Source organism: Limnoglobus roseus, from assembly GCF_008254045.1.
Taxonomy (GTDB): domain Bacteria; phylum Planctomycetota; class Planctomycetia; order Gemmatales; family Gemmataceae; genus Limnoglobus; species Limnoglobus roseus.
The window spans coordinates 5,285,307-5,311,802 of sequence record NZ_CP042425.1; the positions used below are offsets into that span (position 1 = coordinate 5,285,307).

Sequence of the window (26,496 nt, forward strand, 5' to 3'; positions counted from 1 at the left end):
CTCAAGAACGCAACGAACCGCTTTCGCACCTGGAGCCGACATGACCCCGGACCAACTCATCCGCCGCGCCGCCGAGTGCGTGGAGCAGATCCTCGCGTTCGTCGCGGTCAACGGGTTCCACCCGACGTTCGTCGCGCAACTCGCCTTCCACCTGAACCCCGACGACGGATTCGGCGTGCCGTTCATGGTCACGCCGGCGACCCCGGCGGCCGCGGGCGATACGCCGGTCGCGAGAAGCGTGTCGGCGGCGGCGTTCCTCGGCGCGACGGCTGGGCGGATCCAGGAACTGTGCTGCGTGGCCGCGTGCCGGCCGACCCTCCTCCTGAAACTCAACGGGCTGAACGACGGCCTCAACCTTGAATACCTCGCGCCAGCCGAAGTCGCGGCGGTCGAACTGGCGATCGGGTTCGCGGGCGAAGACGGCCAGAGCGGTTCTCAGGTGAACCGGTGGCACTGGCAGACCGGGGAAGCGTTCACTCAACCGGCCGTGTGCTGAGACTGCACTCCCACCGCAATCGCTTGCGGTGTCGCCCGGCACGGGGCGAGATCACCCTCCGCCCACCGCAAACGCTTGCGGTGGCCCCCAGAATCTTTCAACAGGACGTGACGTATGAGCGCAACCCCGACCTTGCCCGCCGCGAGCGCGGAACCGCTGGCCCCACTGCCGATTGTGACCCCGGCCGACGGCCCGCGGCTGTAGACGCTCGCCGAGGCGGGGGCGCGGCTGGGCGGGCTGACCGGAGCCGCGGTCCAGAACTACATCGCCGCCGGCCGCCTCCGGGCCGTCCGCCTGAACGAGTCGACCAAGCCGCGGTTCGTCCGCGTGACGGCCGCCGACCTGCAGGTGTTCATCGAGTCGCTGCAGGAGTACGCGGGCCAGCCGTGCCGCGTGCGGGAGCAATGGGAGCGGCGATCGGGTAATGTCGTGCAGAGTTGACGACGGAGGCGACTTGGGCGACCCCAGCGATGGCTACGCTGCGACGGTCGACGGCATGAGAAACATTCCGCGTATTGGCGGGCTACGTATCGATCAACAAGGAAAGTAGGCAGGGACTACTAAGACTTCTGGCAAGCAGCCTTTTCGGATGCTCTGGCTGACGTCATGTTGATGAACAGATGGTGGATGGAAATCTCATCTGAACGACTGGAACCATGTCGTCCGTGTATCGACGTAGCCGAAACCACGCCGCTCAACTCGTCACGCGAGAATTCTTGTAGTACTTCTGACGCGGCCCATGTGGCACCGTCGTGGCACTTGATGCCGACTAAGGCCGTTATCCAAGCATTAATCTTGTCTCGCCAGTATTGCTCCGAGTGGGCTTCGACGTATCCCACCATCGCGGCGGAATCAACGCCCCCACCGTGCAATCCGAGCTTGAATCGTTGAATTCCTCCCGTGACTTTAGCGTCTTTCTCGTTCGGCCCACTAACATACTCCCGCTCACGATCATTGGAGGGAGCGGGTAGCCTCTTGGCCTCGATCACCATGAACGGCTCATACAGGGAGTACGGGTGAGCCTCGATCCAGGTTACTTCGCTGGTGCCATGAACGCCGATGTCTACCGAGTGACCGCTCGCCTGTGTCGCTTCATGTTTGAAACGCACCATGGGGTGTAGACTGCGCGATTTTACGTCAAGGTAGTCGCTTAGCGAAGAGTTCGACGTTTTTTCGTTCGGGGCCTGCGGCCGTTGAGGATCGTCCCGCCACGCCGGCAACTGCGACCGTATAAATTCGAGAGTTCGCGGGATAAGGCCGTCTCCACTCTCGGGCCGCACCTTCAGTCGCCCGACCGCACCGGTCCGTGCTGATCGCCGCTTCACCATGATCACCACCCTTGGTCACGGAGTTCGATAAGCGTGTCGTCCGCATCGCGTATCGCCGTGGACGGCAACCAGTACCGGAGGCGGTCAGGCTTGACGACCAAGATGATGTTTTCTTCGTAGTAGCGAACGACGCGGACGCTCCGCAAGACATCGCGGCTAGTGTCGTACACCAATTTGTGCAATGCCTCCTGGCAATCTACCCCCAACCAACTTACGTCCGGCCGCACGCCGTAGTAGAACGGTTGCGCAACAAGCCCGTTCAGGAAGACCGGGTCGTGAGCATGGAGGCCACGATACAGAGAGCCGAGCAGCCGGACGAAGAGTTCCGAGTAGGCCGCGAGATTTGCCGCGTTTGCAGTGGTTGTTAGCAGCTCCGAGTCTTGGCCCAGCCTGACGTAATCGACCATGTGATCCATGACATCATTGATGATCGTTTGCTCCCAAAACGCCAGATCAAGTTTGTCTGCCGCGTCCGGGTAGGGCAAGTTTTCGATGTCTTGTTTTAAGATGGCCGTCGCCTTGCCGATCAGCGCCTGCGACCCGTTGATGGCACAACAGAATTGGTAATATTTTTTATTGGACGTGATCAGCTGATAAACGCGCGTCAGTTCGTCCCGCTGCGAAAGGGGCGCGTGTATGCCGACAATTTTATGCTTGTACGCCAAGAACCCTTGATCCCAATACGCGATTGGGAGTGAAGAATGGTACTTGTTTAGCGCGTTGAACTCTGTCGCAGCTCGATCACCGGACCATTAATCCGATAGTCGCCGATCACTCTTTGTTGAGCACTGCGTCCGTCACCCAGCACCCCCTGACGTGCGGCCCCGGCCCGCGGCAGTGGTTCAGGATGTCCTCGTTGTCGCACCCGGCGTCTTGAAGGGCGTCGGCCAGAATCGGCATCGCCGCGAAGTCACGTGACTCGTACATCCCCTGCGCGATAGCGACCGCGGTGTCGGTGAGCCACGCCGCGGCGAACGCCACCGGGCGGAACGGGTTCCCGAAGATGTCTCGCACAATATCTGCTTGCGCGTTGCGCTCGTGTTCCCAATGCGCTCGCCATTCGTCCGAATGGCGTTCCGGCCCGCTTCGATCGTTGCCCGGGTCGATCCGCATGAGATTCACGACCGAGGTGCGAAGTACTTGGTACGACCCGGTGTGGATGTAAGGGCGCTCGAGTTGCGCGACGAACAGGCACTCCAGAAGCGAGACGCTGATTCGGCGCTGAGAGCTGTCTCGGGGGAAAGGCGCGGCTACCGAGTCGATGCGATCGTGCATGGCCTCATTCGAGTTGTCGATTGTTGTAAGCCCATCGGCCCCGCGCTCGCACTCGGCGAGATGTAATACGACCGAAGCGTGTGGGACGTACTGTTCGATCCGCCTCCCATAACCGCAAACGGCAAGAAGGCACCGCCGTCCCGAAACCGGTTGGGGCAGGCTCCTCAACATCGCCGAGGCGTCGCCGGAGGTCCGCCATTCCGCTTCGGTCATCGGTTGTCCCCGTCGGCATTTTCTCCGAGCTTATCCCCTAGCTTTCATCACCCTCTCTCCCGTAGTCGCGCGCTGATCTTCCCCTGTACCGGTAGTCATTCATCGCGCGAGCAGGAGAGGACGTGGCAGGAGCCGATTGCCGAACCAGCCCAGCGTCTGACTGACGTGATCCACCACCGAACGGGCTCGGCGGCGACACGTCTCGAACACGGACATCAGCACCCCCTGCGCTCGCGCGCCCGAGTCCGTCCGGTTGCCGCCCCACACCTTCCGATTCACCACCGCCGGGCGGATGGCCTGCTCGGCCTGCCAGTTGGTGGGCTCGATCCGCGGGTCGAACACGAACGCGAACCACTGCTCGAAGTGGTTCCGCAAGTGCTTCGCCAAGGTCGCGTACTCGGGCACGGCCCGCGGTCGGCTCACCAACTCCAGCAGGCGGTCGTCGAACGATACCCGATGCGCGTCGCGTTGGTCGTCGGACCACGCGCCCGGCACGTACTCGTTGCGCCAGTGGATCGCCTCGGTGAACAGTCCGATCACCTGCCGCGGGAACCGCACGGCTCCGCGGGTGGCACCCGCCAGCAGCTCCCGGGCGCGGCGGAGTACGTGGGCCACGCACTGCTGGTGGATCGCGTCCTCGAACCGCTCGTAGGAGGCGAACCCGTCGTGGCTCAGGACGCCCGACCAGTTCCGCCCGATCACCCGCTCCAAGGGGTCGGCACTGCGCTTTGAGTCGATGGCGTAGGCGGTGGCCCGGTCACCGACCCAAGCGTGAAGCCAGGCCGGTTGCCCTCCGATCCGCCACCCCGTCTCGTCGGCCGCGATCTGCTCGGACGACCGCACCTCGTCGAGGATGAGCCGGTAGTCGGGCTCCAGCCGGGTCGCGGCCCGCAGGCCGATCTGGGCGATGGCTCCGCGAGTCAGCGTGATGCCGAACAGGGTCTGGAAGATCGACGCGACCTTGCCGTGCGACAATCCCATCTGGGTGTGCAGGAGCGTGGCAGCGGCCTGCGCGTCGGGGCCGATCTGGCTGGCCGCAGCGCCCAGCGCGTCGGAGGTCTGGAGCGGGTGCCGGCCCTGGGTACGCTTGCCGCACGACTCGCAGTGCCCGATATGGACGCTGAACTTGCGGACCAGTGGGGCGCGCGGGATGTCGGTCTGGAACTGGTCGGCAGTGCCCGTCTCGACGATGCGGCCCCGGCAGTGCGGGCACGCATCGGGGAGGTTGGCGTCGTGGCGCTCGGCAATCGGTTCGGTTGGCGAGGGGCGGTGGCGATGAGTGCCGTGGGCGTCGCCCGACTTGCGGCCCGGCGTCTTCGGGTCGGGCTTGGGCGGCCCCTTGCGGAACGGGGCGGCTTGGCGCTTACCGGCGCGTGTTGCCTCCTCCAGCTTCCGGGTCAGTTCGGCGACCTGGGCCGTGAGTTCGGCGACCTGCTTGGAGAGTTCCCGGCAACCGGGACACACCGGCTCGTCCATGCGCGTATCGTAGTCGCAGGGGTGGGAAACCACCACTCACCGCCCGAGGGCGCTAATCAAGTACGAAGAATGTTCTTTGAACAGGAGAAGTGGCGGCGAGTACCGTTCCTCTGTTCGTGGCCGGACAAAGTGAGTCTCCTCGACGATCCCGAGTCGCGAATCGTCGATACCTTCTTCGCCGAACGCTTCCGTTGGCAGAAACGTCTGACCGGTCAAGAATGGCGCATGGTGGTCGCGAGTCCCAACAATGAACCCTTCTCCCGATTCCCACTGCATGCGTTCCACGTACTGGCCGAGCGTAGGAAGGCTGCGGATTCTCTCCGCCACAGCATTTAGCCTGCCGCCTCCCAGAAGTCCTTCCCTCCACACATACGGATTCGTTTCCACGACCTCCGTGGGATTGGATGGTTGTCGTAATGATCGATCTCGAAGGCAATCATCTCAGCGGCGGAGTAGGTTCGGCGAAACGTCAGATGGTGAATCACAGCTTGAATATCTTGTTCACCGCTGGCGTACCAAGCAATCGTTTTCGGATCGGCCCCCTCGTACATGCCCCGGATCGATACGAAATCAAGGACGGATCGCAGCGGTCTGAGTCGCATTAGGTGTCGACGAAACTCAACCGGGTTGTTGTTGTAGATCAACCCAGCCGGTTGAATGAGGCATAACGAGCCCCCGGTCGCGAGGCTTTGAAGCCCCTTCTCCAGAAAAAGGTAAGCCGTTTGCTTGTCGGGAAGCGAAGGAAGATTCCGTTCTCGTGCGGCGTCGCTCGCGACAGCCGCTTCGCTTAACTCAGAATCGAACGGCGGGTTTCCGACAACCACATCAAATGCGGATGGCCAAGACCGTGCGCCGTCGCCAGCGAAAGTATTGGGGTCGAAGAAATCACCCTCGCGAAGATTGCGGCCCCGCAACTTGTCAAATTTTAGGGCCTGCCAGATTACAGGCGGTTCCAGTGCGTCGCACACCGCAAGCGCCAGACTAAACGCCGTCAGATCTACGGCCGTGGTCTCCAATTCAACCCCGAAGATCGAATGGCTGAGGATGCCCTTCAGGTCGTTCACCTCTGGCCGCCGCCAGTCGTTTTGGCCTCGCCAGTGTACGACCAACCGTTTGAAAGCACCAACGAGAAACACGCCCGAACCACACGCCGGGTCAAGAACCTTTTCGATTCCCGTCATCTGCTCGTACGGCATGACGCGGTCGAGTAGTAAGGATGCGAGTTGTGGCGGCGTGTAGACCGCTCCACGACTCGTCACGAATCGTTGGTAAAGCCTGCTGATGACCTCGACAGGTATGTGTTCAAACGAATACAGCTCCCAGAAGTGGAGTTGTCCCCCAAGTTCGTTTCCCGCAACGAGGCGTGCGAACCGTCTGAATTCCGTTTCCGTCAATTGTTCGGCGTCCGCTCCGAGAGAAAAGACGTCGCCGTTAAACTTTCGCTCGAAATAAGCCAGAAGCCTATGAACTTCCTCGGCAGTTCCATCGCGGAGAATGTCGCGAATCGAGCGAGCGCCAGCGTGGAATCGGCCGAAGAGTTCCACTGGGAAGACGCCCCGGTCCTCCAAGTACTTAATCAAAATGACCAGCATTAGCAGCCGTCGGCGGACTGGTTTGGCACTCCCGTCTATCGCTCTGTCTGCTTCGACTACGGCTCGGATGAGGCTGCGGTGGGCGGCAAAATCATGGCGTGCGAGTGTGCGGTTGGCCGGATCGTCCCAAAACGTACCCTCGGACAATCGATAACCAGAGAATCTCCTTCGATTCTGCTCGAATTTCTGCGATATGCGAGCTGCTAGCTTGATTGCCGATACGGCCGCGTCATTATTGGTTCCAGTCGGCGACGGGGCAGATATTTGTTCGGCAGGTCGGTAGGCTGCTCGTCCCGTACCACCGGTCGTGTCCCAAAAATCCGGTTCTCTCGCGCAGCTAAGGATGTCAATTCGCGTAGGCCAATTCACGTAAACGAGTGGGGCGATCCCGTGCAACCAGAGTTTGTGATGAATTTCGGCAATCGCCGCCTCATCCAATCCGTGCCGGGTGTTGTCAATTACGTAAGCGGCAACGTGTGACGAGAGCAAGGTTGCATCGTCGGCGGCTTCATACCGTCGAAAAAACACGTAATCTACGTACAGGAAGGCCGACGCCTCATGCAAAACGGCGCGCTCGTGCAACCCGATCGAATCCTCTGGTTGATGAACAGAGACCAGCCCGTCGATCAGCTTGTCGTCATCGCCAACGAAATCGACGAGTCCCAGCAGCCGCACCCCATCCCCCTCAGGAAAAGCAGATCAGGTTGGTTGAGACCTTAGCCCCGCCCTCCGCTATTTTGCCGTGTATCGAGAAGAGAATTCATCGGAAAAGTAGCTACGAATCACCTTTTTTCCCAAAAACCATTCAAAGCGCCGGTACAAGTGGTACGGTCGTCGGCGGGTCGCCTCAGAACACCTCCCCAATCCGTACTGGCATTCACTCCAATCGCGTCATTCCCCGGTAGTACCTCGTCGCCGGCTCGCACGTCACGAATACGGCAGGCATGAGCGGCCAAGGGTGTCCGGCCCCGCCGTCACTTCCCCGCCGTCCGCCCGATGCTGATCCGCCACCCGCCGAAGTGCAGGGTGCCGAGTGCGCCGGCCATCTGGGACGGCGTGAAGACGCCCGGGGCGAAGTGGTAGACGACGTGCCGGCCCCGCCTCTCGTCGGCCAAGATGCCGGCCTGCCGTAGAAGTTTCATGTGGTGCGACACGGCCATGAACGGCAGGCGCAGCCGCTCGGCGAGTACACCCACCGTTACGGGACCGGCGGACGCGATGCCGCCGACGATCCGGATGCGGGTCGGCTCGCCGAGGGCGCGTAACTGCTTGATGAGTGACGGCGTGATCTGGTCGTCGGTCATGGGGTTCGGGAGCGGGGCGGGCGAACGGAGAGCGACCGCAGAACCTTACCGACCCACGGGACCGAGGGCAACCCGAACGTGCCAACGGCCGTCAGTGACCCCTTACCCTCCATCCGGCCGCAACTTCCTGCCTCCTGAGGAGGGGGAGGGGCGGGCCCCATGCCCGTGAGGCCCGCCCATCGCCTCGGGTATGCCCGGGTGCGACAAGGGCGGCGTATACCCAGATCACCGTCCCGCCTCTGTCAGGAGTTGCCCGCTTTCTTGAGGGAGCTGGCGTATTCAGAAGTACCACCTTCCGACGGTCCCGGCGACGGGGTTCGGCCCCGTGCCGCAGTCGTGGCCAGCGGCGAGTGCCAACGGGTGACGTGCCCGCGAACCGCCGCAGCCCGCCCCTGACCTGACTCCCGGGGAGTCCGTGAGGGGTCTGTCGTCGTCGAGGATCGGCGCCGGTCCGTGCCCGCTGGAGCGTTACCACCGAACTGTCCTCCCCTCCGGACTCGCCATGCCTCCGCTCGGTTCGGGGAAGGCCCGCCTACTTGATCGGGCTCTTGTAAAGTGCTCGCGAGTGGGGTTCGGCAGAGTGCGTACTTTGGCTCTGGGCCTCCTTTCCCCTTAAAGTACCCTTCAAGCTGCCGTTTCGGGCCGACACGGCGGGGTCTCTGTCCGCGTTCTACATTTGAAGGGCTCTCGTCAGATTCGTCGGCGCCCGTGTAGGGAGTTACCGCAACCCGTGAACCCGTCCCTCACCTCCGGCGGCCTGAGTGCCGTCCTGACCACGCCCGACCTGGCCCGGCGGACGCCCCGCCCGCCCGACCACGCAGCCGAAGCCCGTGCCCTCACCGAGCTCGCGAAGACGTTGGCCGAGAAGCCCCGCGCGCTCCTGCAGCGGCTGGCCGAGTTGGCCATGGACTTGTGCGGGGCCGACAGCGCCGGGGTGTCGATCCTGGAACCGGCCGGCGACGCCTTCCGGTGGCACGCCATCGCCGGCGCGTTCGCCCCCCACCTGGGCGGCACCATCGCCCGCGACGCCAGCCCGTGCGGCGTCGTCCTGGAGCGGGACGCGGCCCTCATGTTCTCGTACCCGGAGCGGCACTTCCCCTACCCCGTCGCCATCGACCCGCCCATCGTCGAGTCGATCCTCGTGCCGTTCCACGCCGGCGGCAAGCCGGTCGGCACGGTGTGGGTGGTGGCGCACGCCCCCGGCCGCCGGTTCGACCCCGAGGACGCCCGGCTTCTGACCAGCCTGTCCCGGTTCGCCGCCGCCGGGTGGAAGACGGTTGTCGCGCTCGATGCCGCCGAGGCCGGCAAGGCGGAACTGGAACGCCGCGTCGAGAAACGCACCACCGAGGTGCGAACGAGCGAGGAGAAGTACCGTACGCTGTTCAACTCCATCGACCAGGGGTTCTGTGTCATCGACGTGCTGTTCGATGAGCGCCGCCCGGTGGACTACCGGTTCGTGGAGGTGAACGCCGCGTTCGAGGGGCAGACGGGGCTCAAGGACGCGGTCGGCCGGTCGATCCGCGAGATGGTCCCGGCCCTTGAGGCGTACTGGTTCGACATGTACGGAAAGGTGATCTCGACCGGCCAGCCGGCGCGGTTCGTGAGCGAGGCCAAGGCGCTCGGCCGGTGGTACGACGGGTACGCCTTTCCCATCGCGGGTTACGTCGGGGTGCTGTTCGCCGACGTAACCGAGCGGAAGCGGATGGAGGTGCGGTTGCAGGAGCAGGAGGCGTTGATCCGCGAGGCGGCGGAGCTGGCCCATGTCGGCGGGTGGAGCTTCGACCCGGTCACGCTGGAGGGCGACTGGACGGCCGAGACGGCCCGCATCCACGGCCTCGACGCGGGGGCCACGGCGTCGGTGGCCGACGGATTGAAGCGATTCCCGGAGGCGGACCGGGAGCGGATCGCGGCCGCCGTCGAGGCGGCCCGCACCCGCGGCACCCCGTACGACCTGGAGCTGGACTTCACCGCCGCCGACGGGATGAAGAAGCGGGTGCGGGCCATTTGCCGGCCGGCGATGAAGGACGGCCGCGTGGCCCGCGTCCGCGGGTCGCTTCAGGACGTGACCGAGCGGCACCTCCTGGAGGAGAAGCTCCGCCAGTCGCAGAAGATGGACGCCTTCGGCCAGCTCGCCGGCGGCGTGGCCCACGATTTCAACAACATGCTCCAGGTGATCAATGGGTACGCCGTCCTACTCGGCGAGGAGTTGGCGGCGGGAGACCCGAAGGCCGGGCTGGTGGCGGAGATCCGCACGGCCGCGGAACGGTCGGCCACCCTCACCCGGCAGTTGCTGGCGTTCGCCCGGCAGCAGGTGGTCGAGCCGAAGGTGCTGGACCTCTGCTCGGCGGCGGGCGACATGGTCGGCATGCTGCGCCGTCTGATCGGCGAGGACGTGCGGCTGGTCACCGACCTGGGGTCCGGGGCAGGGTCCGTTCTGATCGACCCGGGGCAACTGGAGCAGGTGCTGCTCAACTTGGCGGTCAACGCCCGGGACGCCATGCCGCACGGCGGCACCCTGACGATCGCCGCGCGGAACGAGGCGGTGGCCGATCCGGCGGCGGCGAAGCCCATGCCGTACGCGGTGCTGTCGGTGACGGACACCGGCTTGGGCATGCCGCCGGAGGTGCAGGCCCGGGTGTTCGAGCCGTTCTTCACGACGAAGGAGGTGGGCAAGGGGACGGGCCTCGGGCTGGCGACGGTGTACGGCATCGTCCAGCAGGCCGGCGGGCACGTGCGGGTGCGGTCGAAGGAGGGCGCGGGGAGCACGTTCGAGGTGCTCCTGCCGAGGGCGGCGGACGTCCGGGACGCGGCGGCGGCGGACGTCCGCAAGCCCACGCGGGGGTCCGAGACGGTGCTCGTGGTGGAGGACGAGGCGGCGGTGCGGGGGCTGGTGCGGCTGGTGCTCGGGAAGTTCGGGTACACCGTCCTGACGGCCGACGACGCGACTGGGGCCGAGCGGGTGGCGGCGGGGCACGCCGGGCCGATCCACCTGGTGCTGAGCGACGTGGTCATGCCCGGGGCCGGCGGCCGGGCGGCGGTCGCCGGGGTGTCGGCCCGGCACCCGGAGGCAAAGGTGGTGTTCATGAGCGGGTACACGGACGATGCCGTCATGCGCAAAGGGGTCACGGCGGCCGACGTGCCGTTTCTGCAGAAGCCGTTCACCCCGGCCGAGTTGGCGGCCAAGGTCCGGCAGGTGCTTGACGGCTCACGATGAGCGACGCTTCTCCCGCCTCTCGGGGGTCTTGCAGGCGGGCCGCGAACCTGCGCGGCCGGCGTCACCGGCGAACCCTCACCGATCAGAGTCCGTTGAACCACCCCCGTCGGGCGGCGTACCGGACGATCTCGACGCGGGTGCGGATGCCGAGTTTTTCCAACGCCCGCGTCTTGTAGGTCTCGAGCGTCTTCACGCTCAAACCCATCTGCTGTGCGATCTGCTTGTTGCTGTAACCGAGGGCGAGGTTCCGGAGCACGACCGTCTCCCGCTCGCTCAACGTCTCGAGTGGCAGAAAATGCGGCGAGGCAGACGGTTGAACACCGCCTGCGACGGGGGGCGGGAGGGCCATTGCGTCCACGTCTTCACTCAACCGCCGGCACTCGTCCGCGGCCCGGTGGCAGGCTTGCAGGATCTTCTCCGCCGCTTGGTCCGCGGAACTCCCAGCGGCGTGCGACATCCCCAGGATCTCGACCGTCCCACTGATGATGCCCAACTCATTGAGAATACCGTGCGCCCCTTCCGAGACTCGACGGGCGACGCCGGCGGGCGGCGTTCGGGGGACGACCGGCGTGGCCGGGGACGGCAGTTCGGTCATGGGCGAACCTTGTCGCAAGTGAGCGGATTCGAACGACCGGCCGCACGTTCAATGCCAAATCCTACACGCCCGGTTGCCGTGGCGGTCGCGCCGGTCATTTGGTATCAAGCGAATAGCTCGCCCCCGCCGATCGCCCGGGAGACCGTTCCCTTGGCCGACAGCCGATCCCTTTCCGTCCTCATCGTCGATGACAACCCTGACGCGGCCGACTCGCTAGCCACGATACTGACCCTCAAGGGGTATCCTGTGCGGATGGCGTACAACGGCCCCGACGCCCTCAAGTTGGCGGAGGACGCCCCGCCCGACGTCGTCCTCCTCGACCTCCTGATGCCCGGGATGGACGGGTGGGAGGTGGCGAATCGCCTCGCGGCCACCCGATCCCGCCCCGTCATCGTCGCCATCACCGGGTGCGACGGCGACGTGAACCGCAATCGGTCGCGGTGGGCGCACATCCCGTTCCACCTCGTCAAGCCGGTCGCCGCCGACGTCCTCGTGGACCTCCTCCGGTGGGCGACCCGCACCCGGGCCGGCCGCCAACAGTTGGACGGCCTCGCCTGACGACCCAGCCCTCGTTGTCGAAGATGGCCCTGTCACCGAGGGGCCGCCATGCGTCTCGTTGCTGTGCTACTGCTCGTCCCCCTCGCCGGATGCACCGATCGGCCGGTTGTCCCTCGCCTACGGGCAGGTGATCGCGAAGGGCCGGTTGCAGGGCGGGGAACTCCGCCAGTTCACGGAAGCCGGCGTCGGCGTCCGGGACTTCGCCAACGCCTACAACGACCAGACCGGCAAGCGGGTCGGCGTGAACACCTTCCTCGCGCTGTCCGAGCAGGGGCAGATCGGCGCATCCGTCGTCGAGAAGGCCTTCGAGCGGATGACGACCGCCGGCGGCCGGTTCTTCGGCCTGATGGACGACAAGAGCCGCACGTTCGGCGGCCGGTTGCAGGCGCTGCGGGAGTCGGCAGACGTGTTCGCCGGCAAAGTCGGGAAGAGCTTCATCGACAACACGAGCGTCGGCAACTTCCTCGACACGGCGGCCGGGAAGATTCAGAAGTTCGACGCCGGCGGCGTGGACAACTTCTTCCGCGGGGCGGACCGGACCATCGGCCCGTTCCTCGGCCGCATCGGCGGGGGCCTTTAGGGGCTGGCCGGCGGGGCCGGGGCCGACCTGTTCAAGGCGGACTGGGCCAAGTTCGACGAGCGGTTGAACTCCATCGTGGACAAGACCATCCCGACCATCCTCGACGGCGGCAGCCAAGTCGTGGCCGCGTTCTTGGACGTGAGCGCGGCGGCCATCCGGTTCGGCGACTTCTTGTCGTCCTTCGTGCCACTTGACAGCGTCACGGCGTTCGAAGGCAAGGTTGCCCGATTCAAGGCGGATCACCCATTGGTGAACAGCTGGGATATCTCCGTTGAGGGGGCCAATCTCGCCGCGTTGGAGAAGGGTTTAGCGATTGCGAAGAAAAACCGGGCAGACCGTTCGGCGGAACTGGAAGCGCAAGGCAAGGTTGATCCCGCGAACCTGGCTGACGGCTTGCAACGGATCGCCGTGGGTCTCCGTCAAGCGAAGCCATCGGGATTGTTCAACAACGGCGCGAAGCAAGGCCTTTTCGACAAACTCCTTGGGGAAGAGGGGCGGGGGTTGCTCGGCGCTGCCCAAAGCGTGTTCGGTGACGCCTTCGGGCCCGGCCCTCGCCGGGCCTTGCAACGAAACCGCGCCGGGATGCTCAACGGCGAACCGGACCAGTTGGGTTTGTTCGTCAAGCAGGAGGAGAACGTCTCGAAGGCCACGGGCTGGTTCAACCGTATGGACAAGCAGTTCAACACGTTCGCCGAAAGGGGGCTGCCGGGGTTCGGGAAGGGCCTTGACGACCTGAACAAGCGGCTGGGGGAACCCGTCGACCGGCCGCTTGACAAGTTCCAGGAGGACATCGGCGTTGCGGCATTCGGCCGGCTGAGGGGCATGCTCGGGTTCCAGGACGGCTTGACGGGCGAGGGGTTCGACCGAGCGAAGCTCATGGCGGTCGATAAGCTCCGGTCGTCGGTGGACACCAAACTCGGCGAGCCTCCGCCGCTGTTGACGGCCGGCTCCCAACAGACGCAGTCGGCCATCACGCGGGCCATGAACGCTTATCAATCCAGCGAGGGGGCGTCACTGGAAGGACTAATCAAGCAGGCCAAGGAACAAGAAGATGCTCGAAAGGCACGGGATGTTCAGGCGATGACCGAACTCAAGATCATCGCGGCGAAGCCGGGCGGGTTCAACGTCATCGGCGTGAACTTCGGGGGCGGTAAGTAGCGGGCGATGACACCGCCGACCAACGCGACGCCGGGCGATCCCCGGCGTTTTTCGTTGTCCCGCCGGCGGCTCGGAACACGCTCGAGGGGCAAAAGGGTGCTAAGAAGCAAGGGTTCCGACCCCGCGGGGCCCCCGCTCTCAACGGACTTTTCGCATGACGTCGCACCCCTTCCTCGGCCGCACACTCGGGGCGGTCGGCTGTTCCGCGGTCCTCGCCCTGTCCGGCTGTGAGTTCCAACCTCCGACCGCCCCGGCCGAGACGCCGGCCCAGTCGACGTCCCCGGCCTACCCGATGAAGGTCGAGTTCCTCACCTTCACCGCCGCGTGGTGCCCGCACTGTAAGCGGGTCCCGGCGTTGCTGGAACGGTTGCGGGCGGCGGCCCCGGACGTGCCCTTCCGGGCCATCGACATCGACCTTCCCGGGAACGTCGACCTGGTCAAGAAGTTCGCCCCCAAGGGCGTGCCGTACACGGTCCTCACGCTTGACGTCGAGTCGTTCCGGACGATCCGCGGGCTGGCGTCTTACGAGGACACCAAGGCCGTCCTGGACGACGCGCTCGCGACGCGGGACCAGGTGCTCGCCACCCGCGACCGCGTGGCCGGGGCCGGGCAGTAACAGCCAGCCAGCGGTAAACGGCCTCCGGGTTCCCGGCGGAAGTCGGAGGGGTGGGCCGAACCCGTCACGCCTCGCGACCGCCACATCACGGTTCGATTCTGCCGGGGGTGCCTGGCGCGACGGCCTGGTCCTTTTTGGGCGTGACGTTCATCCCGAGTGCCCGAGGTCGCTCGGCTTCAACCCGTCCAACGTCGTCCGGGGCCGGCCGGCCGTGACCCCGGGGACGTACGGCACGTGGCCGAAGTCTTCGGGCCGCATGCCGTCGAGGACGGTCTTCGGCCGCTCGACCTTCTTCTTCGCCGGCCGCAGGCCGAGGGCCCGCCGGCACGCCGGGGTCAGGCCGAGTTTGCCGCTGATGAGCATGAGCTTGTCGAAGCTGATGCTCATGCCGATGTCGCCCTTCGGGTCGTCGGCCTTGGCGTGGAACCGGTCGACGTACTTGCACGCCATCTTCATCGCGTGCCGGTCCAGGCGGGTGAGGCCGAGGAGTTCGGCGTTGGCGACCAGGTCGGCCCACAGTTGTTCGCCGTCCGGGCCAAGGCCAGCGGGCTTCAGGAAGTCGTCGTCGGGCACGGAAGAATCCTCAAGGTCGGGAAACGGGAGTTAAGTTATACCAAGTATAACGTAGAGTCGTGTCCCGGATCCCGCGGCCCCTTTTTTTGTTTTTCGGCCAAAAATGTACGCCACCCGGTGTGGTCAGGGTTCTCGACCGCCCAAGTCAGAACCCCCCCCCCCACCCCTGTTCAGGCGGGGGCGTACCCTCCCTGGTGCGTGATGTGACACCACACCTGAGCCCTCCGTGAGGGTTCGCACCCCGACGCCTTCCGCGGGGTGAGGCAGGCGCTATGATTGTGGGATTCGCATCACCGGAGGGCAGACCATGGCCGGCGACACGGGCAAAGGGGTCCGACACAAGAGCATCGCGCTGCAGAGCAACAGCGCCGAAGGGGGCGTGATGTACAGCGACGACGAACTCCGCTCCCTTCGCGCGGTCGATGCGTACAAGGCGAAGAACAGGGTGAAGTTCCCGACGGCCGTAGACCTGCTCCGCGTGGCAGTACAAGTCGGGTATCGGCCACCGGAGGACGTACCGCACTTCGAGCCGGCGGTCCACAACCCTGCCGATCCGTTGGTTCGGTCCTAAAACGTCTCGCCGTACTCTCCCAGGGCGCTACCGGATGGAACTCCGTTTGTACTCACTCGCCAACGTTGCCACGATCCTCGACGCCGACGAGCAGGACGTCTTGGACTGGCTCGCCGCCGGCCGCTTTCCATCGCCGATCAGCCTGCCCAACGGGGAACAGCGGTGGAAGTCGTACGACCTGGAAGCCTGGATCCTGGAACTGCCGGTAGTGCATCAGGATGGGAAACTTTCTTCCCAGGATCATCAAGCCGCGTGAGGCTATGGAAGCACGGCAGCAGCCCTCACAATCGAGTGACGAGCAAAAAGTTTGATCGGCATGATTCAAGGACTGCCGCGGTGATCTATCGGTTCTGACACCACATAGGATCCTTGCAGTTGTTCGCCGCCGAGAACGCGGGCGGCGTTATTTCCTGGCCCCAAATCTTCTTCCCCGCTCGCTTCCGATGTAGCCGGAAGTGCTCGTTCCGATCTTGGAAGTATCGGTCGATCGCCTGTTCGGCCTCGGCGATCGACTGGTAATCACTGCCATGAACGACGGCCTTGGCCATCCCACTGAAGACCGACGTCGATGACGTTCAGGAATTGTGCTCGTGACGGCAGGGGCACGATCTCGACTTGTGGCGTCCGTTGGCCGGGACGATAATTCCCGGAATTCACCTCGGCGATGCGCTGATGTAGTTCATTACTGTCGTGCCACGACGCCGCGTCCCAGGACAGGGATAGGCGTTCGCATTCGGCGTACTCGTCCAACAAGCGGTCGATCAGTTTGAGCATCTCGCCGGTGTTCTTCTCCGTCGAGTAGAAGTGCGTCACCTGGTTCGTCGACAACTCCAACGCGGCCGTTATGATCAACTTGCCCTTCGATTTCTGAAACTGGGGGACGGTCGGAACTTCTCCCGGGCGGGCCAACACCCGTCCGCCCTTCTGCTTGACCGCGAACGGGCCGAACTCGTCGATCGAGAAGAATCGCTCGCCGGCCTTCAGGGAGGACAAGGTCGCGGTGACGCGCTGAAGTTTCGCCCGATACTCTGGATCGTTGCTGGTGAGGACCACCCGCGCCGTCTTCCACCGGTAGCCGGCCGCCTTGATGATCGCCCGGATCGTGTCCCGGGAGAGGTCGACTCCTCGGTCCATCAACACCCGACGGAGGTCGATTAATTTCCACGTGGTCCGGTTGATGTCATGGGCAGACGGCGGCGAGTGAAGAAGTTCGAACACGGCCTCGCGTACGGACGGGCTGTCGTGCTTGCCGAGCCGCGGTGGGAAGGAGCGGAACAGACGATCAAGCCCGCCGGTCTGGTACTGTCGGCAGTACTTCCGGACCGTGATCCAGCTCAGGCCGAAGAGGGCGGCTATTCCCCGGTACGACCTCCCCGCCCGCTCCTCCAACACCACCAACGCCTTAACCCGCCGCTTCAGGCCGCCGTTCCGTACGGCTTGGTACAAGGCCTCCACATCGGCCGACCCTCCGGCCGGCCGAGCCTTCCCGAGCAAGAGTGGCACGAACCCGGCCAACTCCGAAGATCAGCGGAGGGAGTCGTTGACGATCGGAAGTGGTCGGCTGGCGGCCCGAAGCGCCGAACGGAGTTTTTTGAGTCGGTCGAGCGGGAGGCGGTCGGGCTCGACCGTCAACAGGTCAACCATGATCTTCCGCGCCTCCACTCCAAGGGCCGCGTCCAATCGCTGCAATACTTCACTCCAAGCGTGGTCCCGCCGTAGGACCGGGGATCGTAGGCGGCGCACGATCACGGGAGTGACGGGTTGGCCTGTTTGTTCGGTCAGAAGGGCCGCGATCTGCTCCGGCGTGGGCCGCCGGTCTCGGGGCTTCAGATTGCCCGCAGCGACGACGCGGTCGATCTCACCGGCGAGCGACTCCGCCGACGGGCGTAGGCGTTTGGAGAACGCGGGTGGTGTTTCGTGTCGGAGGATCTTTTGCAAGGTGGTCCAGTGGATGCCGGTCTCCCGGCAGATGCGCCGCTTGCTTACGCCGTCCTCAAGCAAGGCGCGACGGATCGCAGCCCAAGCAACCCGATCTCGGAACATGAAAAACTCCCCAGAAAGGTGCGGTTGACCTCTGTCGAATTCTCGGACAAACCCTGACGAGCGTCACAGCATTTCGGGGCTAAATTTCGAGAGAAGTGCTTCTCCCCAAGACTGCGAGGACGTTCCATGATCAGTGCCAAACCGACGCGCGACCCCGACCGCCACCTGAGCGAGCAGTTAGCCGCGATCGCCGAGCCGACGCGCATCCGCATCCTCCGGGCGTTGGCCGGCGGCCCGCTGTCGGTCGGCAAGATCGCGGAGTGCGTGGGGAACCAACTCGTGAACGTATCTCACCACTTGCGACTGATGATGCGGGTCGGAATCCTCACCCACGCGAAGGTCGGGCGGACGATCGAGTACCGGTTCGCGGACGGTGTCTTCGAGCCGATCCCGGTCGGCCCGGCGATCGGTCAACTCGCACTGGGCACTTGGCGGGTGGTCATCGGCCGGCGAACCGCGCACGAAAAAACCGGGCGGGTGTGACCCCGCCCGGCGACCAGTTCTACACGGAGATCCCGTCCGACTTCGGCAGCCTGGTTGACCCGGATCTCTGCCCCTCAGAATCGACCCGGACCATCGCCGCGACGAATCACGGCAACGAACGAGGATAGAGCACGATCGCGGAGGAGGCAAGCGCACGGCCCGGCCCGCTACAACAACCGCACGGAGGGCGGGCGATGACGGAGGCGGAGTGGCTGGCCGTGGCGGAACCACGAAAGATGCTGGAGTATTTGATCGGAAGGGTCAGTGTTCGGAAGCAGCGGTTGTTCGCCTGCGCGTGTTGCCGGCGCATCTGGCATTTGCTCGCCGATCCACGAAGTCGGCACGCGGTCGAGACGGCGGAACGATTCGTCGACGGGGACGTGACCACCGGGGAAATTGAGGCCGCCATGACTGCCGCGGATGACGCAGCCGACGACGCCCACGGTCCGGGGAGTGAAGCCGCGGAAGCCGCCGCGGACGTGATCGCAGACGTTCGGGGGTGTGCCATCGCCGCCGCGTCCGCGGGTGACCAGCAGCGACGGGTGGAGCGCTTCGCGCAGTCCGTGCTGTTGCGCGACATCTTCGGCAACGCTTTTCGCCCCGTGACGTTTTCCCCCGACTGGCTCACGCCGACCGCCGTCGACCTCGCGGAAGTCATCTACGAGGACCGTGCGTTCGACCGCCTGCCGATCCTCGCCGACGCCCTTCAAGACGCCGGGTGCGAGGACGCCGACGTGCTGGGGCACTGCCGGAGCGACGGGCCGCACGTCCGCGGGTGCTGGGTCGTCGACGGCGTGCTGGGCAAGGGGTGAGGGCGGGCCGGCTCGCTAGAACCGCGATCCCGCCGGGCGCGTGACGTGCAGACCGGTCCCCAGCGTGCTCCGCATGGCGGCGACGACGGAAGCCTTCACGGCCACCGGATCCGGTGCGACCTGCTGTTGGCGTTCGCGGAACCACAACTCCTCGATGACGAGTTGGGCCGCCATGTCCGGGCAGGTCACCAGTTGGCCGTCGACGTCGACCATCCGCCCCTCGTTCCACAGGCCCAGGCGGTTGCGGATCACGACGCCCAGCGTGTAATCGAACTGGGAGAGGAATTTGAACGGGCAGACGCGGAGGGCCGTCCGCTCGGCCGGGGCGAGGCCGGCGTCGATGGCGTCGGCCGCCTCGGTCACCGACACGGGCCGGGCCCGCCACTGGTTGAGGCGGCCGAAGAGGGGTGATTCGTTCGTCGGCGTCATGGGGCGGACTCGTTCCTGCGAGGGAGTGAACGGGAACGGTAGCACGCGCGCGGCCCACGGGCAAAGGTTCCGCCGAACGACGGCGGCGATTTCGGACTTCCCCTGACATGGGGTGGGAGAAATGACGCCTTCGCCCCACAACGACCGTCTTCCCACTCAGCAACGCGCCACCTAATCTCTTGACCTGCGTTGCTCGCCGGTTTCCAATGGCGTGCCGGTGTTATCATGCGATGGTGTAGGCTAATACTCTCTTCGGCGAGCGGAGGCGCTACCAATGGCCGGCGAGGACGACTACGACAGCCCCGCATGGGTCGCTGGCGACGCTCTGGCGGGAGACGGCCCGTTCGACATCTTCTGCTCGCAGTGTTCGGCCGGGTTCCCCGTCACGCCACCGCTCCCGTCCGCCGTAGTGGTGTGCCCGCGGTGCGGCTGGCGGGTCCGGTTGGAGATCGTGCCCGGCGACCCCGGCTACATGCTCCTGCTCAACCCCCTATCCGGGGCCGAGTACCTGACGCGACTCGCGGGCTCGAAGTCCCCGCCGCTCTCCGCGCTGTCGCCGGAGGAGATGGCGCAGATACGGGCGGAGTTACGCGGCCGACAATCGCCGCCGTAGTTGTAGGCAGCGGCCTTCACCAGACGCCGAACCCGGCGCTGCACCAGACCCGGGCGCATCCTGACCTCTTGCTCTCTCTGAAATGGTGCCGATGGTGCCGATGGGGCCGGTTCGTGGCAGCCGTACATCACTTCCCAGGGCCTTGACCCGCGGTCGCCGGTGAGGTCCAATGTCGTGCCCGGTCTTGTCATGCGCCGGCGAATACACTGTTCGGCGTAAGAGGCCCGAACTGCGGAGGGCGTGAGAGTGGCGGGCGTGACCTTCGACACGGCAACCGCTTTCGAGGTCGATCTCGCCGCCCTAGGCAGCGTGGTCATCCGGGCCGGGTTCGCCACCGTTCACCACTTGGCCGTCGAAGAGGTGCCGCAACCGGCCCCGTGCCCGATCGCCATCCTGAACCTGACGGGGTGGTGCGTGTTCGCCGGCCACGGTCCGGCTGGGGTGTGCGTTACGGCCGTCGGCCGGGACGAGGCCGGCGAGATGCTGTGGGCGGCCGGGCTGCGGGCGGTCCCTGGCCTGGATGACCCGGCGTTCATGCTGGAGTCGCTGCTGGTCGCCCCCGAGGTGGTCGGCCGGACGCGGCGGGTGGCCCTGCGGATGGCCGGCGGGCGGTTCCCCGGGCCGGCCCCGGATGCGTTCGCGGTCCGCGCCCGCATCCCGGCCTTTCTGGACCCGGAGTGCGTGCCGGCCGCAGAGGTGCGTCGCGCCGAAACAGGTGCTGCACCGGACCGGGCCCGCGTTCCAGGTTTCTGGGACCGCGTAGCTTTCTGGCGCGGCCCTGGCCCCTGAACTTAGTAGTTCGGCGGAAGAGGCGTACGGAGGAGCGAGGTGCCCGCAAACATTTACGTCTACTGCCCGGCCGTGAAGGATGGCCTTGGTCGTGCCGATCTGGAAGAGGCGATGGAGGAGTTCTTCGGGGCCGCGGCCGAGGACTGTGGGGCGGGCAGCGGCAAGGACGGGTTCCATCTGGATTACGAGTTGGAGGACGGCGAAGATCCGTACGCTTGGGCTGATCGGCTCAAACCGTTCCTTGCCCGTATCGGTGTACGGCCGGGTTCCACGTTCGATGTGTTCCCCGACGGATGGGAGCCGGGCCAAGAGTGGCGGCGGGTGGAGGTGTTCGGGGAGGACCGGCGGCGGACCGATCGCCCGGGCAAGTAAGGCGCGCCGAACCAATCGCTTTGGACCCGGCCGTCTGTTGGCCCCTTGCTCGGCCAGACACGAACCGCTGCCCAGCACATCGTCCTTGCCCCGGACAGGTCCGGAGGGTACGCTCATTTCTCACTGCTCCGATTCGCGCCGAGTGCGCCCCATGCTCCGCACATTCGTAGCCCAACTCGTTGTCACTTCGATCGTTGATTCGCCGGCCGTGCCGAAGAAGTGACGGCCGTCGGGTCGACGGCGTTCACGCCCGCGGGTGTTGGGTCGTCGATCTCGTGCTCGGGAAGGAGTGACATAGCGATCGCGGGCTGTGACTCTAAGCGTTTCGTGGCGTTTGTCCGTGTCGGTAATTTCTTTTCCAACGGGGACGCCGTCCGGGCCGTGAATTCGGGCGGGGACTGGTAGGCGTGCGGGGCGGGATGAGCTACACTGTGAGTCCTCCGCCCGCCGATGTTTGGACCTGACGATGAGCACGCCCTCGCCGGACCCGGCCACGCCGGACCGCACGCGCGTCCGGCCCGACACGCCCCCGACGCAGGAATTCTCGGCCGACTCGACCAGCCCCACGTTCGGCAGCGTCGCCCCGCCGCCCGGCGGCGTGCCCGAGTACCCGTTCCTGTCCCCGCCGGAACGGTCCGACGAGCTCGGCCGGCTCGGCGACTACCGAATCCTGAAGAAGCTCGGCGAAGGCGGCATGGGGTTCGTCTTCCGGGGCCACGACCCGGCCCTGAACCGCGACGTCGCGCTCAAGGTCATGCGGCCGGAAGTCGCGTCGAAACCGCAGGCGGCGGACCGCTTCCTCCGCGAGGGGCGGGCGGCGGCCGGCCTCAAGAGCGACCACGTCATCACCATCTACCAGGTCGGCCGTGCCAACGGCGTGCCGTTCCTGGCGATGGAGTTCCTCGAAGGGCTGCCCCTCGACGTGTGGGTGAAGGCCCAGAAGAAGGCCGTGCCGCTGCCGCAGGCGTTGCGCGTCGTCCGCGACACCCTGCGGGGGTTGGCGAGCGCCCACGACAAGGGGCTGATCCACCGCGACATCAAGCCGGCGAACCTGTGGATCGAGAAGGGCACGCTGCGGATCAAGGTCCTCGACTTCGGCCTGACCCGGAGCAACGAGGCCGACGAGCAACTCACACAAGAGGGGGCCGTCGTCGGCACGCCGGCGTTCATGGCCCCGGAGCAGGCGTCGGGCAAGCCGGTCGACCCGCGGGCCGACCTGTTCAGCGTCGGCGTGGTGATGTACACGCTGCTCGCCGGGAAGAACCCGTTCGCCCGCGGCAGCCTGATGGAGACGCTCGGGGCCGTCGGGTTCGAGACGCAACCGCCGGTCGCGACGGCCCGCCCGGACGTGCCGAGGGAGTACTCCGACTTCCTCGACCGCCTATTGATGAAGGGCCCCGACGGCCGGCCGGCGAACGCGAAGGCGGCCCTGCAAGAACTGGCGGCCGTCGAGAAGAAGTTGCAGGACGCGGCGAAGACGGTCACGCCGTCGGCCGTCGGCGTGCCACTCGTGGCCATCCCCGTGTCGGACGCCGCGCCGCAAGTCTGGAATGAACTGACCGAAAAGGACGATGTCATCGTGCGGCCCGGCCGGGGAGAGCCTCCACCGCCGCGGAGTTCCCCGGCGGTGGAGGCTCTCCCCGGCGCACCGGGGAAGCCGCCGTCGAAGAATAAGCTGATCACCGCCGGCGGTCTCTTCGCGTTCCTGATCGCGCTCGGCGGCATCGTCATCGTGATTACGAACAAGGACGGCACGAAGACGACGGTGGAGGTGCCCGACGGGGCAAAGGTGGAAGTGCAGGAGGGGGGCAAGACGGTCGCGAGCGTCGGCCCGAAGCCCGCCGCCCCGCCGAGGCCGGGGACGCCGCCGGGGGGTACGGACACCCCGGTCGCGGTCGGTCCGTCGCCGTTCGACAAGCTCGACCCGGCGGCCGTCCCGGGGGCGGAGCGGTTCCCCTGGCAGCCGAAGGAACTGGTCGGCGTCGTCGGCAGCCACGCCCGCCGCGGGTGGTGGCCGCACTCGGCGGCAGCCGTCAGCCCGGACGGGTCGCTGGCGGCGACGTGCGGGGTCGTGATCACCCTCTGGGACCTGAAAGCGCGGACGCCGAAAGCCGTCATCCCGATTCACAACGCCGCCCCCGGCGACCGGCCTCAAACGTGGGCCTGGTTCGCCGACGGCGGCAAGAAATTGCTCTGCCACCGGGCCGGGGACTGGCCCCAACTGCAGTCGTGGGATGTCACCGGGCCGACGCCCGTGCTGGTGCCCATCGGGGCCGGCGGGAAGGCCGAGCCGCTGTCCTTCCCCGGCAACTTCCACCCCGTTGAGGACGGCCGGACGGTCGTGGTGTTCGGGGACGGCAACCTGCGGCTGCACGACCTCCGCGGCCCGAACCCCACGGTCGCCGGGCAGGAAGTGCCGGCGACCGCCTTTGCCGTGCCGGACGCGGCGAACGTCATCGTCTACACGGGGCCGGACGGCCGGACGCACCGGGCCACCGTCCGCGACGCGAAGCTGACCGCCGACGAGGTGATCGAGATGCCCGCCCTGACGCGGCTGTGGATGCCCATTTCGGCCGACGGCAAGAAGTTGGCCCGGTGGGGCGGCAAGGGGTTCGAGGTGTGGGACGTGTCGGCCAAGGTGCCCGCGATCGTCCACCGCATCCCCGCGCAGCCCGACGTTTGGGAAGACTCCCGGCTGGAGTTCTCCCCAGACGGTCGGTGGCTGGTCGCCAGGCACGCCAGAACGGCCTTGTTCCGCCTCGACGGCCCGGAGCCGACGCGGAAGGCGGTGGTGGACGATACCGACCCGCCGGGGTCGGTCGTTCAGTGCGGCATTGCCTTCCCGCCCGACGGCAAGCAACTGGTGCTGGCGAACGCTAACGGCCTCGTCCGCTTCTGGGACTTGACCGGGGCGGAGCCGAAGGAGCAATCGCCGATGGGCCCGGACGCGGCCGTCGGCGACCCGGCCCTGGACCCGCAGTCGGGGCGGTTGTTCGTCCGCCCCCTCACCGATCGGGGCGACGCGGGCGTGCCCTGCGTACTGTGGGACCTCGCCGCCGCTCGTCCTGCGGCCGTGGCACGGTTCGTCCCGCAAGGGTGGGCCGTCGTTCGGCCCCTGTCCGGGGAGCGGTGCGTGCTACTGGCTTCCGACGTCCAAGCGGTCGGCCAGGCGTACCGGCGGGCCGGGACGACCTTCGAGCCGTCCGGCGACCCGCTGCCCGCGGGGGCCGCCCCCGGGGGTGTCTCCCCGGACGGCAGGACGGCCGTCGTGTTTGCGAATGCCGACAAGCCGGCCGACACCCGGCTGGAGGGCTGGGACCTTTCGACCGCCGCCCCGCGGCAGCTCTGGTCCCTGCCGGCCGCCGACGCCCGCTGGTTCAAGGCCGTGACGTTCTCGGCCGACGGCCGGTGGTTCACGACCCAGGTCAAGGGCGAAAAGGACGACGGCCCGTGGACGCTGGCCGTGTGGCGGAACACCGGCACGCGGCCGGAGCGGGCGTTCGCCCTGCCCGTCGCGGTCGGCGGCGGGGCGCACCGGGCGGCCCTGTCGCCCGACGGCCGGTACTTGGCTCACACGCCGACGCACGTGGGCGACGTGGTCCTCATCGACCTGTCGGGGCCGCGGCCGCGGGAAGTCGGCACGTACAGCGACAAGGGGCGGATGGGGTACGTGGCGGCCCTCGCCTTCCACCCGGACGGCACGAAACTGGCTTGGGGCGGCGACCACGGCGTCGGCGTCCTCGACCTCGCGACCCTCCGGCCGGCGTGGGACTGGCAAGCCCCCGGCCCGGTCGACGCGGTCGCGTGGGCGGCCGACGGCCGGCACCTCGTCACCCACAACGGCAACCAGACCGCCTACGTCCTGCGGTTGCCGCCGGCCGTCCTCCGGACCCGCTGGAAGCCGACGACGGCCGACGAAGTCGACCTCCTCGCCCTCGACCCGAAGGCCGCGACGGTCCCGACCGGGCCCGGCGGGTGGGCGTGGCGGGACGGCAAGTGGGCGACGGCGAGCTCGCGGGAGCAGCTCGCGGCCGTCACGCTCCCGTTCCTGGCTTCCGGCAGCTACACCCTGACCCTGGAAGCCACCCTCGACGAGGGCAGCGAGTTCCTCGGCGTCGCCCTGCCGGTCGGACCGGGCCGGGGCGTCACGTTCGGGTTCAACGCCCATCAGGGCACGGTTTCAAGCTTCGCGCGGGTCAACGGCGACGGCGACGACGCACCCGGCAACCCGACGGTCCGCACGACGACCCCGCTGGCGACGGGTAAGCGGGTGGCGATGACGCTGACCGTCCGCCGGGAAGGCGGACGGGTGGCCCTCTCGGCCGCCGTCGGGGGGTACGACGACATCCGCTGGGAGGGGCCGGCGGCCGCCCTGTCCCTGCCGCCGGGGGAGAACTTGCCATCCGGCCAGGTGTCCCTGCTGTCGTGGGGGTGCCGGTGGACGGTCCACGCCCTGAAGTACAAGCGGATCGACGGCACGGCGTACACCCAGGCCGCCGCCGACCAGGACCCCGACCGGCGGGCGGCGGAGGCCGTCGTCCGCGGCGGCGGGAGCGTGCGGATCGGTGAAACGTGGCACTACGCTGCCGGCACCCTCCCGGCCGGACCGTTCAAGACCAACTGGGCGACCCTCGGGGCCGCGGACAATCCGCGGACGTCCGACGCCGACCTGGACCTGCTGCGGCCGCTGTCCGACTTGAAGGACGTGAACGTGTTTGGCCCGGTGACGGACGCCGGGTTGGCCCGGCTGGCGACGTTCGAGTACGCCCCCGAGTGGCGGCAGTTGAAACTGATGGACAGCCGCGTGACGGACGACGGGCTGAAGGCCCTCCCCCGCCTGGCCGCCCTGGGGGAGTTCGCCGTCGACCGGGCCGCGGGCTTCACCGGGGCGGGGCTGGTCCACCTCGCGGGCATGAAGCTGAGCGCCGTCGGCCTCGCGGGGACCGGCGTCCGGGACGCCGAACTCGCGCACCTCAAGCAACTGCCGCACCTCCACCAGGTGTGGCTCGCGGAGACCGGCGTCACGGACGCGGGGTTGGAGTCTCTGGCCTCCATCAAGACGCTCAAACTCGTCCACGTCAAGAAGACGAACGTGACGGCCGCCGGGGTGAAGAAACTCCAGGCCGCCTTGCCGGGGTGCTCTGTCGTCAGCGACTTCGACGACAAGTGACGTCGGCCGGCAGCGTCTTCCCGTGCCGGCCGACGTCGTGGCAGGCACTCGTCCGCAAGGTGCGCGAAGTTCTCGACTGCTAGTCCTAGCCGACCCGCGTCCTCGGCCAAGAATTCGGCCATTGCGCGGCCGAAGACCGCTGTCCGGTTCCTCGACCGTGAGGACCTGACGAGCTGTGAGGCTTGTGCAACGGCCGGCGAGCGACGACAAGGGAGACGTTGCGAGACCGTACGCAC

General features: G+C 66.6%; 26 protein-coding genes. 15 read left to right on the plus strand and 11 right to left on the minus strand.

Going from position 1 to position 26,496, the window contains the following annotated elements; genetic code table 11:
- Positions 1-40: 40 nt before the first annotated feature.
- Positions 41-496, plus strand: coding sequence for a hypothetical protein (locus PX52LOC_RS22245; RefSeq protein WP_149112156.1), 456 nt, complete (start codon positions 41-43; stop codon positions 494-496).
- Positions 497-1,056: 560 nt separating this feature from the next.
- On the opposite strand, the gene PX52LOC_RS22250 is transcribed toward PX52LOC_RS22245, so the two are convergent.
- The 4 genes from PX52LOC_RS22250 to tnpC all read right to left on the minus strand — a co-directional run bounded on the left by PX52LOC_RS22250 (position 1,057) and on the right by tnpC (position 4,788).
- Positions 1,057-1,608 carry a hypothetical protein gene (locus PX52LOC_RS22250; RefSeq protein WP_149112157.1) on the minus strand — a complete coding sequence of 184 codons (552 nt, stop codon included), beginning with the start codon at positions 1,606-1,608 and terminating at the stop codon, positions 1,057-1,059.
- Between the two features lie 218 nt (positions 1,609-1,826).
- Entirely contained in the window at positions 1,827-2,489 is a 663-nt protein-coding gene (locus tag PX52LOC_RS22255) for a hypothetical protein (RefSeq protein WP_149112158.1), read from the minus strand.
- Between the two features lie 106 nt (positions 2,490-2,595).
- On the minus strand, positions 2,596-2,838 hold the full coding sequence (locus tag PX52LOC_RS22260) for a hypothetical protein (RefSeq protein ID WP_149111387.1): 243 nt from the start codon (positions 2,836-2,838) through the stop codon (positions 2,596-2,598).
- 573 nt (positions 2,839-3,411) lie between these two features.
- A complete protein-coding gene (gene tnpC, locus PX52LOC_RS22265; RefSeq protein ID WP_149112159.1) occupies positions 3,412-4,788 on the minus strand; it encodes an IS66 family transposase in 1,377 nt (458 codons plus the stop codon).
- A 69-nt stretch (positions 4,789-4,857) separates the two neighbouring features.
- Here tnpC and PX52LOC_RS22270 point away from each other — a divergent pair, with 69 nt between their 5' ends.
- The gene (locus PX52LOC_RS22270) at positions 4,858-5,124 is read left to right on the plus strand and encodes a hypothetical protein (RefSeq protein ID WP_149112160.1); all 267 of its coding nucleotides are present in this window, start codon (positions 4,858-4,860) and stop codon (positions 5,122-5,124) included.
- Here the strand turns inward: PX52LOC_RS22270 and PX52LOC_RS22275 are convergent.
- Together PX52LOC_RS22275 and PX52LOC_RS22280 are read right to left on the minus strand one after the other, a co-directional pair.
- Positions 5,121-7,055: an N-6 DNA methylase gene (locus tag PX52LOC_RS22275; RefSeq protein WP_149112161.1), complete on the minus strand. Its 1,935-nt coding sequence runs from the start codon at positions 7,053-7,055 to the stop codon at positions 5,121-5,123. The two genes, PX52LOC_RS22270 and PX52LOC_RS22275, sit on opposite strands and share 4 nt — an antisense overlap.
- Positions 7,056-7,354: 299 nt before the next feature.
- Entirely contained in the window at positions 7,355-7,684 is a 330-nt protein-coding gene (locus PX52LOC_RS22280) for an ArsR/SmtB family transcription factor (protein ID WP_149112162.1), read from the minus strand.
- A 730-nt stretch (positions 7,685-8,414) separates the two neighbouring features.
- On the opposite strand from PX52LOC_RS22280, the gene PX52LOC_RS22285 reads away from it, so the two are divergent.
- Entirely contained in the window at positions 8,415-10,898 is a 2,484-nt protein-coding gene (locus tag PX52LOC_RS22285) for an ATP-binding protein (RefSeq protein ID WP_149112163.1), read from the plus strand.
- Positions 10,899-10,980: 82 nt separating this feature from the next.
- On the opposite strand, the gene PX52LOC_RS22290 is transcribed toward PX52LOC_RS22285, so the two are convergent.
- Positions 10,981-11,493 (minus strand): helix-turn-helix transcriptional regulator, encoded by a 513-nt coding sequence (locus tag PX52LOC_RS22290; RefSeq protein WP_149112164.1) that lies wholly within the window; start codon positions 11,491-11,493, stop codon positions 10,981-10,983.
- Positions 11,494-11,643: 150 nt separating this feature from the next.
- Here PX52LOC_RS22290 and PX52LOC_RS40815 point away from each other — a divergent pair, with 150 nt between their 5' ends.
- The 4 genes from PX52LOC_RS40815 to PX52LOC_RS22310 all read left to right on the plus strand — a co-directional run bounded on the left by PX52LOC_RS40815 (position 11,644) and on the right by PX52LOC_RS22310 (position 14,405).
- Positions 11,644-12,051 (plus strand): response regulator, encoded by a 408-nt coding sequence (locus PX52LOC_RS40815; RefSeq protein ID WP_168218709.1) that lies wholly within the window; start codon positions 11,644-11,646, stop codon positions 12,049-12,051.
- A 106-nt stretch (positions 12,052-12,157) separates the two neighbouring features.
- A complete protein-coding gene (locus PX52LOC_RS22300; RefSeq protein WP_149112165.1) occupies positions 12,158-12,631 on the plus strand; it encodes a tape measure protein in 474 nt (157 codons plus the stop codon).
- Between the two features lie 63 nt (positions 12,632-12,694).
- Positions 12,695-13,789: a hypothetical protein gene (locus PX52LOC_RS22305; protein ID WP_149112166.1), complete on the plus strand. Its 1,095-nt coding sequence runs from the start codon at positions 12,695-12,697 to the stop codon at positions 13,787-13,789.
- Between the two features lie 154 nt (positions 13,790-13,943).
- The gene (locus tag PX52LOC_RS22310; RefSeq protein ID WP_149112167.1) at positions 13,944-14,405 is read left to right on the plus strand and encodes a TlpA family protein disulfide reductase; all 462 of its coding nucleotides are present in this window, start codon (positions 13,944-13,946) and stop codon (positions 14,403-14,405) included.
- A 147-nt stretch (positions 14,406-14,552) separates the two neighbouring features.
- Here the strand turns inward: PX52LOC_RS22310 and PX52LOC_RS22315 are convergent, their stop codons facing one another.
- The gene (locus tag PX52LOC_RS22315) at positions 14,553-14,978 is read right to left on the minus strand and encodes a hypothetical protein (protein ID WP_149112168.1); all 426 of its coding nucleotides are present in this window, start codon (positions 14,976-14,978) and stop codon (positions 14,553-14,555) included.
- A 307-nt stretch (positions 14,979-15,285) separates the two neighbouring features.
- Here PX52LOC_RS22315 and PX52LOC_RS22320 point away from each other — a divergent pair, with 307 nt between their 5' ends.
- Both PX52LOC_RS22320 and PX52LOC_RS22325 read left to right on the plus strand, forming a co-directional pair.
- Positions 15,286-15,549, plus strand: coding sequence for a hypothetical protein (locus tag PX52LOC_RS22320; protein WP_149112169.1), 264 nt, complete (start codon positions 15,286-15,288; stop codon positions 15,547-15,549).
- A gap of 34 nt (positions 15,550-15,583) precedes the next feature.
- Positions 15,584-15,805 carry a helix-turn-helix transcriptional regulator gene (locus PX52LOC_RS22325; RefSeq protein WP_149112170.1) on the plus strand — a complete coding sequence of 74 codons (222 nt, stop codon included), beginning with the start codon at positions 15,584-15,586 and terminating at the stop codon, positions 15,803-15,805.
- 263 nt (positions 15,806-16,068) lie between these two features.
- Here the strand turns inward: PX52LOC_RS22325 and PX52LOC_RS22330 are convergent, their stop codons facing one another.
- The gene (locus PX52LOC_RS22330) at positions 16,069-17,052 is read right to left on the minus strand and encodes an IS630 family transposase (protein ID WP_149112171.1); all 984 of its coding nucleotides are present in this window, start codon (positions 17,050-17,052) and stop codon (positions 16,069-16,071) included.
- A 21-nt stretch (positions 17,053-17,073) separates the two neighbouring features.
- Entirely contained in the window at positions 17,074-17,592 is a 519-nt protein-coding gene (locus tag PX52LOC_RS22335) for a hypothetical protein (protein WP_149112172.1), read from the minus strand.
- Positions 17,593-17,718: 126 nt separating this feature from the next.
- Here PX52LOC_RS22335 and PX52LOC_RS22340 point away from each other — a divergent pair, with 126 nt between their 5' ends.
- Complete coding sequence (locus PX52LOC_RS22340) at positions 17,719-18,075, plus strand: ArsR/SmtB family transcription factor (protein WP_149112173.1); 357 nt, start codon at positions 17,719-17,721, stop codon at positions 18,073-18,075.
- Between the two features lie 194 nt (positions 18,076-18,269).
- Entirely contained in the window at positions 18,270-18,887 is a 618-nt protein-coding gene (locus PX52LOC_RS42740; protein WP_246173440.1) for a hypothetical protein, read from the plus strand.
- Between the two features lie 15 nt (positions 18,888-18,902).
- On the opposite strand, the gene PX52LOC_RS22350 is transcribed toward PX52LOC_RS42740, so the two are convergent.
- Positions 18,903-19,316 (minus strand): DUF6794 domain-containing protein, encoded by a 414-nt coding sequence (locus tag PX52LOC_RS22350; RefSeq protein ID WP_149112174.1) that lies wholly within the window; start codon positions 19,314-19,316, stop codon positions 18,903-18,905.
- A 274-nt stretch (positions 19,317-19,590) separates the two neighbouring features.
- Between PX52LOC_RS22350 and PX52LOC_RS22355 the strand changes: the two genes are divergently transcribed.
- The 4 genes from PX52LOC_RS22355 (at position 19,591) to PX52LOC_RS42020 (ending at position 26,260) form a co-directional block, all read left to right on the plus strand.
- Positions 19,591-19,929 carry a hypothetical protein gene (locus PX52LOC_RS22355; RefSeq protein WP_149112175.1) on the plus strand — a complete coding sequence of 113 codons (339 nt, stop codon included), beginning with the start codon at positions 19,591-19,593 and terminating at the stop codon, positions 19,927-19,929.
- 246 nt (positions 19,930-20,175) lie between these two features.
- On the plus strand, positions 20,176-20,718 hold the full coding sequence (locus PX52LOC_RS22360; RefSeq protein WP_149112176.1) for a hypothetical protein: 543 nt from the start codon (positions 20,176-20,178) through the stop codon (positions 20,716-20,718).
- Between the two features lie 39 nt (positions 20,719-20,757).
- Complete coding sequence (locus PX52LOC_RS22365) at positions 20,758-21,090, plus strand: hypothetical protein (RefSeq protein WP_149112177.1); 333 nt, start codon at positions 20,758-20,760, stop codon at positions 21,088-21,090.
- Between the two features lie 466 nt (positions 21,091-21,556).
- A complete protein-coding gene (locus PX52LOC_RS42020) occupies positions 21,557-26,260 on the plus strand; it encodes a protein kinase domain-containing protein (protein WP_218575134.1) in 4,704 nt (1,567 codons plus the stop codon).
- The last annotated feature ends 236 nt before the right edge of the window (positions 26,261-26,496 follow it).

What these genes read in the sequence shown, in the direction of transcription:
- PX52LOC_RS22245 (WP_149112156.1), top strand. Translation starts at nt 41, where the DNA reads ATGACCCCGGACCAACTCATCCGCCGCGCCGCCGAGTGCGTGGAGCAG.
- PX52LOC_RS22250 (WP_149112157.1), bottom strand. Translation starts at nt 1,608, where the DNA reads ATGGTGCGTTTCAAACATGAAGCGACACAGGCGAGCGGTCACTCGGTA.
- tnpC (WP_149112159.1), bottom strand. Translation starts at nt 4,788, where the DNA reads ATGGACGAGCCGGTGTGTCCCGGTTGCCGGGAACTCTCCAAGCAGGTC.
- PX52LOC_RS22270 (WP_149112160.1), top strand. Translation starts at nt 4,858, where the DNA reads ATGTTCTTTGAACAGGAGAAGTGGCGGCGAGTACCGTTCCTCTGTTCG.
- PX52LOC_RS22280 (WP_149112162.1), bottom strand. Translation starts at nt 7,684, where the DNA reads ATGACCGACGACCAGATCACGCCGTCACTCATCAAGCAGTTACGCGCC.
- PX52LOC_RS22290 (WP_149112164.1), bottom strand. Translation starts at nt 11,493, where the DNA reads ATGACCGAACTGCCGTCCCCGGCCACGCCGGTCGTCCCCCGAACGCCG.
- PX52LOC_RS22310 (WP_149112167.1), top strand. Translation starts at nt 13,944, where the DNA reads ATGACGTCGCACCCCTTCCTCGGCCGCACACTCGGGGCGGTCGGCTGT.
- PX52LOC_RS22320 (WP_149112169.1), top strand. Translation starts at nt 15,286, where the DNA reads ATGGCCGGCGACACGGGCAAAGGGGTCCGACACAAGAGCATCGCGCTG.
- PX52LOC_RS22325 (WP_149112170.1), top strand. Translation starts at nt 15,584, where the DNA reads ATGGAACTCCGTTTGTACTCACTCGCCAACGTTGCCACGATCCTCGAC.
- PX52LOC_RS22335 (WP_149112172.1), bottom strand. Translation starts at nt 17,592, where the DNA reads ATGTTCCGAGATCGGGTTGCTTGGGCTGCGATCCGTCGCGCCTTGCTT.
- PX52LOC_RS22340 (WP_149112173.1), top strand. Translation starts at nt 17,719, where the DNA reads ATGATCAGTGCCAAACCGACGCGCGACCCCGACCGCCACCTGAGCGAG.
- PX52LOC_RS42740 (WP_246173440.1), top strand. Translation starts at nt 18,270, where the DNA reads ATGACGGAGGCGGAGTGGCTGGCCGTGGCGGAACCACGAAAGATGCTG.
- PX52LOC_RS22350 (WP_149112174.1), bottom strand. Translation starts at nt 19,316, where the DNA reads ATGACGCCGACGAACGAATCACCCCTCTTCGGCCGCCTCAACCAGTGG.
- PX52LOC_RS22355 (WP_149112175.1), top strand. Translation starts at nt 19,591, where the DNA reads ATGGCCGGCGAGGACGACTACGACAGCCCCGCATGGGTCGCTGGCGAC.
- PX52LOC_RS42020 (WP_218575134.1), top strand. Translation starts at nt 21,557, where the DNA reads ATGAGCACGCCCTCGCCGGACCCGGCCACGCCGGACCGCACGCGCGTC.